The 4,546-nt window shown below is 67.2% G+C and carries 6 protein-coding genes; 4 read left to right on the plus strand and 2 right to left on the minus strand.

What is annotated here, in order from left to right; all coding sequences use genetic code 11:
• The first annotated feature begins 249 nt into the window (after nucleotides 1–249).
• Nucleotides 250–456: a hypothetical protein gene (locus VE172_RS19690; RefSeq protein ID WP_324803679.1), complete on the plus strand. Its 207-nt coding sequence runs from the start codon at nucleotides 250–252 to the stop codon at nucleotides 454–456.
• Nucleotides 449–697 (plus strand): hypothetical protein, encoded by a 249-nt coding sequence (locus VE172_RS19695; protein ID WP_324803680.1) that lies wholly within the window; start codon nucleotides 449–451, stop codon nucleotides 695–697. The genes VE172_RS19690 and VE172_RS19695 overlap by 8 nt, the downstream gene beginning before the upstream one ends.
• A 749-nt stretch (nucleotides 698–1,446) precedes the next feature.
• Here the strand turns inward: VE172_RS19695 and VE172_RS19700 are convergent.
• Together VE172_RS19700 and VE172_RS19705 are read right to left on the minus strand one after the other, a co-directional pair.
• A complete protein-coding gene (locus VE172_RS19700) occupies nucleotides 1,447–2,001 on the minus strand; it encodes a GNAT family N-acetyltransferase (protein ID WP_324803681.1) in 555 nt (184 codons plus the stop codon).
• Between the two features lie 4 nt (nucleotides 2,002–2,005).
• On the minus strand, nucleotides 2,006–2,323 hold the full coding sequence (locus VE172_RS19705; RefSeq protein WP_324803682.1) for a PadR family transcriptional regulator: 318 nt from the start codon (nucleotides 2,321–2,323) through the stop codon (nucleotides 2,006–2,008).
• A 119-nt stretch (nucleotides 2,324–2,442) separates the two neighbouring features.
• Between VE172_RS19705 and VE172_RS19710 the strand changes: the two genes are divergently transcribed.
• Both VE172_RS19710 and VE172_RS19715 read left to right on the plus strand, forming a co-directional pair.
• Entirely contained in the window at nucleotides 2,443–3,645 is a 1,203-nt protein-coding gene (locus tag VE172_RS19710) for a cytochrome ubiquinol oxidase subunit I (protein WP_324803683.1), read from the plus strand.
• Nucleotides 3,638–4,546, plus strand: a 909-nt coding sequence (locus VE172_RS19715) for a cytochrome d ubiquinol oxidase subunit II (protein ID WP_324803684.1), incomplete at its 3' end; no start/stop codon positions are given. The genes VE172_RS19710 and VE172_RS19715, both read left to right, overlap by 8 nt.

The following is a 4,546-nucleotide window of genomic DNA, read 5'->3' on the forward strand; positions in this document are numbered from 1 at the left end:
CCTGCCAACACCGAACCCGAAAACGGGGCGGCAGACGGCGACCCCGACGGGGCGGCAGACAACACCCCCACCACATCGGCTGTGGCCGAGGAACCAAGCACCAACCAGAACCCGAGTAAGGACAACGACGGCGACCAAACCCAGGACGTGGGTGGCAGTGATGAGTGATTCCCCTGTGGTGATCATGCTCGGCCTGTTCCACGCGTCGATGCGTCAGGTCTCGCCATCACCGTTGAAGGTTCGTTCACGGTGCATCTCGACGTGATCGGACACCGAGGCATCGCTTCGCATCTCGGGTCGATCAAGGACATTGACAGCTCCCGCCCCGTCCTCAAGGTCTCCCTGCCGCACGGCATCTGGGCGTCCGAGCCCGCCGTCAGATGGCATTTGATTCGCCAGGCACAGAACCTGTGGCGCACCCACCGACAGCTTTCGAGGGCGCTGCCTCATGTCTGAACTCGACGAACTCGCCGAAGCAGTAGGTAATGCCGTCGCCATGGCAGGTGAGGCGCACATGCACACGGGTAACGCCGAAGAACTGGCCAACCGTATCGCCCAGTTGGGGCACGGTATCGGTTTCGGTAACGACCCGATGCTGATCATCGCCGCTAGCGAGCACATTACGAATGCTCTGGGAGTGCTGTTTTCGGCAGCCACCGACCTGGAACAGGCGCAGGCGTTCATTACCCAAGCCTGAGAACAACAATAAGAAGAGGGGAAGCAGTCGTGTCTGTCCATAGTTACACCGAACACGGACCCACGGGACCCGTGCACGTTCGGGTGTTCGACCCCGAAAGCGCGCCCACGCTTCGCTTCGGGCTGATGTACCCACATGGCCCGTTGGCTGACAGGGCACGCGAAGTCGGCAAGCAATTCGACATCCCGAAACGACACCTACCGAAACGGCGCCTGCGCGCCGTCATCGCCCTCGGCTTGTTCCCAATCCTGTGGGTCCTACCGAAGTGCGGGGAGTGCGGCCAGCCCTGGCCATGCACACCCCTGACCGACCACTTCCGACACACCATCGGATGGACAGGAGACCTCAGCGCGAAGTATCGCGCCATGTCGACCAAACGACGACGAGCCAAGGCAGCGAAGAGAAACCCAACAGCCACCTCACGTCGCGCCAAGCCACGACGCCGCTGGAGGAGATTACGGGGCGGCAGGTGCAACTCCCCCTGCCACGGCCAATGAGAGAGCGACAGGTTCACGGGATTCGCGACACAGCAAGGGAGTCGGCGACAGCGCGACGGGAACCAACTCCACCTCGCGCGACCAACCAAGCAGCGGCGAGTAAACGAACGTCTGCCGCCCCGACGGGGCCAGCCTCCGACGGGACGGCAGATGCGGCTCCCTCTCGCACGGGCAACCAAGAAGCGACACGTTCACGAACGTCTGCCGTCCCGACGTATTGGCTGCGTCCGAGGGGGCCGCGCCCGCTCGGTCTTAGGCGCCAGGGTGCTTGGGGGACAGGAAGATCACGACCTCGTTGCGGATGCCGGGCAGCGGCGGGACCTCGTGCCAGCCGATGTGGCGGTAGAAGGCGACGGCGTCGGGCGCCTGGTCCCAGGTGAGCAGCCAGGCGCGGCCGTCGGGGGCGGCGTCGGTGATGGCGGCCAGGAGCCCGCGTCCCAGTCCCTTGCCGTGTGCGGCGTGCCGCACCGCCATCTCGTCGACCTCGAAGGCGCCGATCAGCAGGTTGTCGACGCGGTCAGGGCCGAGCTTGTCGGCGACCCTGGGGTAGGAACGGCTGGTCGGGAACGGGGCCTGGGTGATCCAGCCCGTGGAGAAGCCGAGGATGTTGCCGTCCGATATGGACACGGTGGCGCGGAAGCCGGGCCGCTCGACGTCGTTTTCGAGGCGCTGGTGGAAGCTGTGGTAGGCGATGGTGGGGTCGCGGCTCCACGGCGGGGGCGCGAAGACCTCGGCGTAGGCGTGGCACAGGGCGTCGGCGTGGGCCAGGGTTTCGGTGCGGCCCCACACCTCGGGTATCACGGTCACGCGTTCAGTTTCCCAGGAAGGCCGTGACGGTGCGAGCGACGCGGCGCCACTGGCCGCGTTGGGCGGTGAGCTCGCGCTTGCCCGCGCCCGTCAGCGCGTAGGTGCGCCGTTCGCGTCCGCCCACATTGCTCCAGTCGCTGCGCAGGAAACCCGCGCGCTCCAGGCGGCGCAGCGCCGGGTAGACGGTGCCGGTGGGGACGTCGAGTTCGCCGTCGCTGCGTTGTTTGAGCGCCTCGATGATCGCGTAGCCGTGCAGGGGCTCCGACTCGAGCACCGACAGCAGCATCGCGTCGAGGTGCCCACGCAAGGTCTCGGCTCTCATACGTAGGAAATCTACCTGTTGGCCGCCGAAAACGCCAGCCATGCGGGACGTTTGCATACTGTGCTTACCTACATGTAGTCTGCCAATATGTTTGCACGCTACATATCGTCGGACGCGCGATGAGCGCCCTCGACCTCGCGCGGCTCCAGTTCGCCGTCACCGCGGGAATCCACTGGACGTTCGTCCTGGTCACGCTCGGCATGGTCGTGTGGCTGGTCACCTTGGAGACCCGCGCGGCGTTGGCCCGCAACCCCGTCAAGCGCGAGCTGCTGTACCGCATGACGCGGTTTTGGGGCCTGCTGTACGTCATCAACTACGCCATCGGGATCGCCTCGGGCATCGTGATGGAGTTCCAGTTCGGCACCAACTGGAGCGGGCTGTCGCATGTGGCCGGCAGCGTGTTCGGCGCGCCGATCGCCGTGGAAACCATGGTGGCCTTCGCCTTCGAATCGACGTTCCTGGCGCTGTGGATCTTCGGCTGGCAGAAGCTGCCGAGGTGGGTGCACCTGGGCCTGCTGTGGGCGATCGGGGCCAGCGCCTTCGCCTCGGCGTTCCTCGTGTTGGTGGCCAACGGTTTCATGCACTTTCCGCGCGGCTACCACATGACGGCCCACGGGCAGGCCGATCTGGACAGCGTCTCGCAGCTGCTGTCCAACCCCAGCACCATCATCGCGTTCATCCACATCTGCGGGGCCGCGCTGGCGGCGGGCGGCGTCGTGATCACGGTGGTCAGCTCGTTCCACCTGTTCCGCCGCACCAGGGACGAAGACTTCTTCGTCAGGTCGTTCCGATCGGGATTCATCATGGGATTCCTCGGGCTGTCCACCGCCGTGGGCAGCGGGTTCCCGCAGCTCGACTTCGTCAAGGAGATCCAGCCGGGCAAGTTCGACCACCCCGGCATGGGCGCGTTCCTGGGCAACATGATCGTGATCGGGTTCTTCGGGCTGGTCATCATGTTCTTCCTGTCGCCCGTCATCATCGGGAAGCTCCCCGCCAAGCTGTGGTGGTCGATGCCGCTGTTCTGGCTGGCGCTTCCGCTGCCGTTCATCGCCGCCGTTTTGGGCTGGCTCGCCCGCGAGATCGGCAGGCAGCCGTGGGCGATCTACGGGGTGCAACGCACCTCCGACGCGGTCAGCCACGTCGGCGTCGGCACCATGTGGGCGTCGTTCGCCGTGTTCACCACCATGCTCGTGGCACTGCTGCTGACCAACTGGTGGCTGATCGGGCGCCACGCCACGCGCGGCCCGAATCGCGAGATCTTCGGCATCACACCAATCCCCGCACAGCGCCCGCGGGTCCACATCGGAGGCAGCAATGGCTGAACTGTTCCTGTGCGTGCTCGCGGCGATCTTCGCCGGATACTTCGCGCTGGCCGGCTACGACTACGGCGTCGGGATCCTGCTGCGCCGCACCGCCCGCGACGACACCGAGCGCCGCATGGTGCTCGGCGCGCTCGGGCCGTTCTTCCTCGGCAACGAGGTGTGGCTGGTGACGGGCCTGGGCCTGTTCCTGGCGGCGTTCCCGATGACCGAGGGCTCGATGCTGTCGGCCCTGTATCCCATGGCATTCCCGCTCATCGCGTCCATCGTGGTGTTCACGGCGGCCGTGCAGGTGCGCAGCCGCACCTCCGCGGCGCGCGGGCTGTGGGACACCCTGATCGTGGCGACGGGCTTCATCAACTCCTTCGGCTGGGGAGCGGTGTTCGGCGCCGCCCTGCAAGGGTTCCCGGTGCACTTCGGACCGCTGCCGATCCTGACCGGCGCGGCGACCACAGCGCTGTTCGTCCTGCACGGGTCGGTGCTGCTGAGCCTGCGCACCCCCATCGAGGTGCAGGAGCGCGCGCTGCGGATCGCCTGGCGGATGGGCTATGCCGCGGTGGTGCTGGCGGCGGTGGCCGCCGCGGCGGCGGCGGTGCTGTCGCCCGTCATCGCGCAGCCGCTGGCCGCGGCGGGCGGGACGATCGTCCTGGTGGCGGTGCTGGCCGCCGCGATTCGCTTGCTGCGCACGGGAAGGCTCGGCTGGGCCCTGGTCTGCACGGGCGCGGCGGCGGCACTGCCCGTCGTGATCACCGGCGTGGCGCTGCTGCCCGGCCCGTACGTACACGCCGACAATGCGGGGATGAGAAGCATGGTCGAGGCCGCGGCGGGCCCGGCGACCCTGGACTTCCTGGCCGTCGCGGCGCTGCCGACTCTGCCGCTGCTGCTGGGGGTGCAAGCCGCGACC

It is taken from the genome of Stackebrandtia sp. (assembly GCF_035643755.1).
Lineage (GTDB): Bacteria > Actinomycetota > Actinomycetes > Mycobacteriales > Micromonosporaceae > Stackebrandtia.

What these genes read in the sequence shown, in the direction of transcription:
- VE172_RS19695 (WP_324803680.1), top strand. Translation starts at nt 449, where the DNA reads ATGTCTGAACTCGACGAACTCGCCGAAGCAGTAGGTAATGCCGTCGCC.
- VE172_RS19705 (WP_324803682.1), bottom strand. Translation starts at nt 2,323, where the DNA reads ATGAGAGCCGAGACCTTGCGTGGGCACCTCGACGCGATGCTGCTGTCG.
- VE172_RS19710 (WP_324803683.1), top strand. Translation starts at nt 2,443, where the DNA reads ATGAGCGCCCTCGACCTCGCGCGGCTCCAGTTCGCCGTCACCGCGGGA.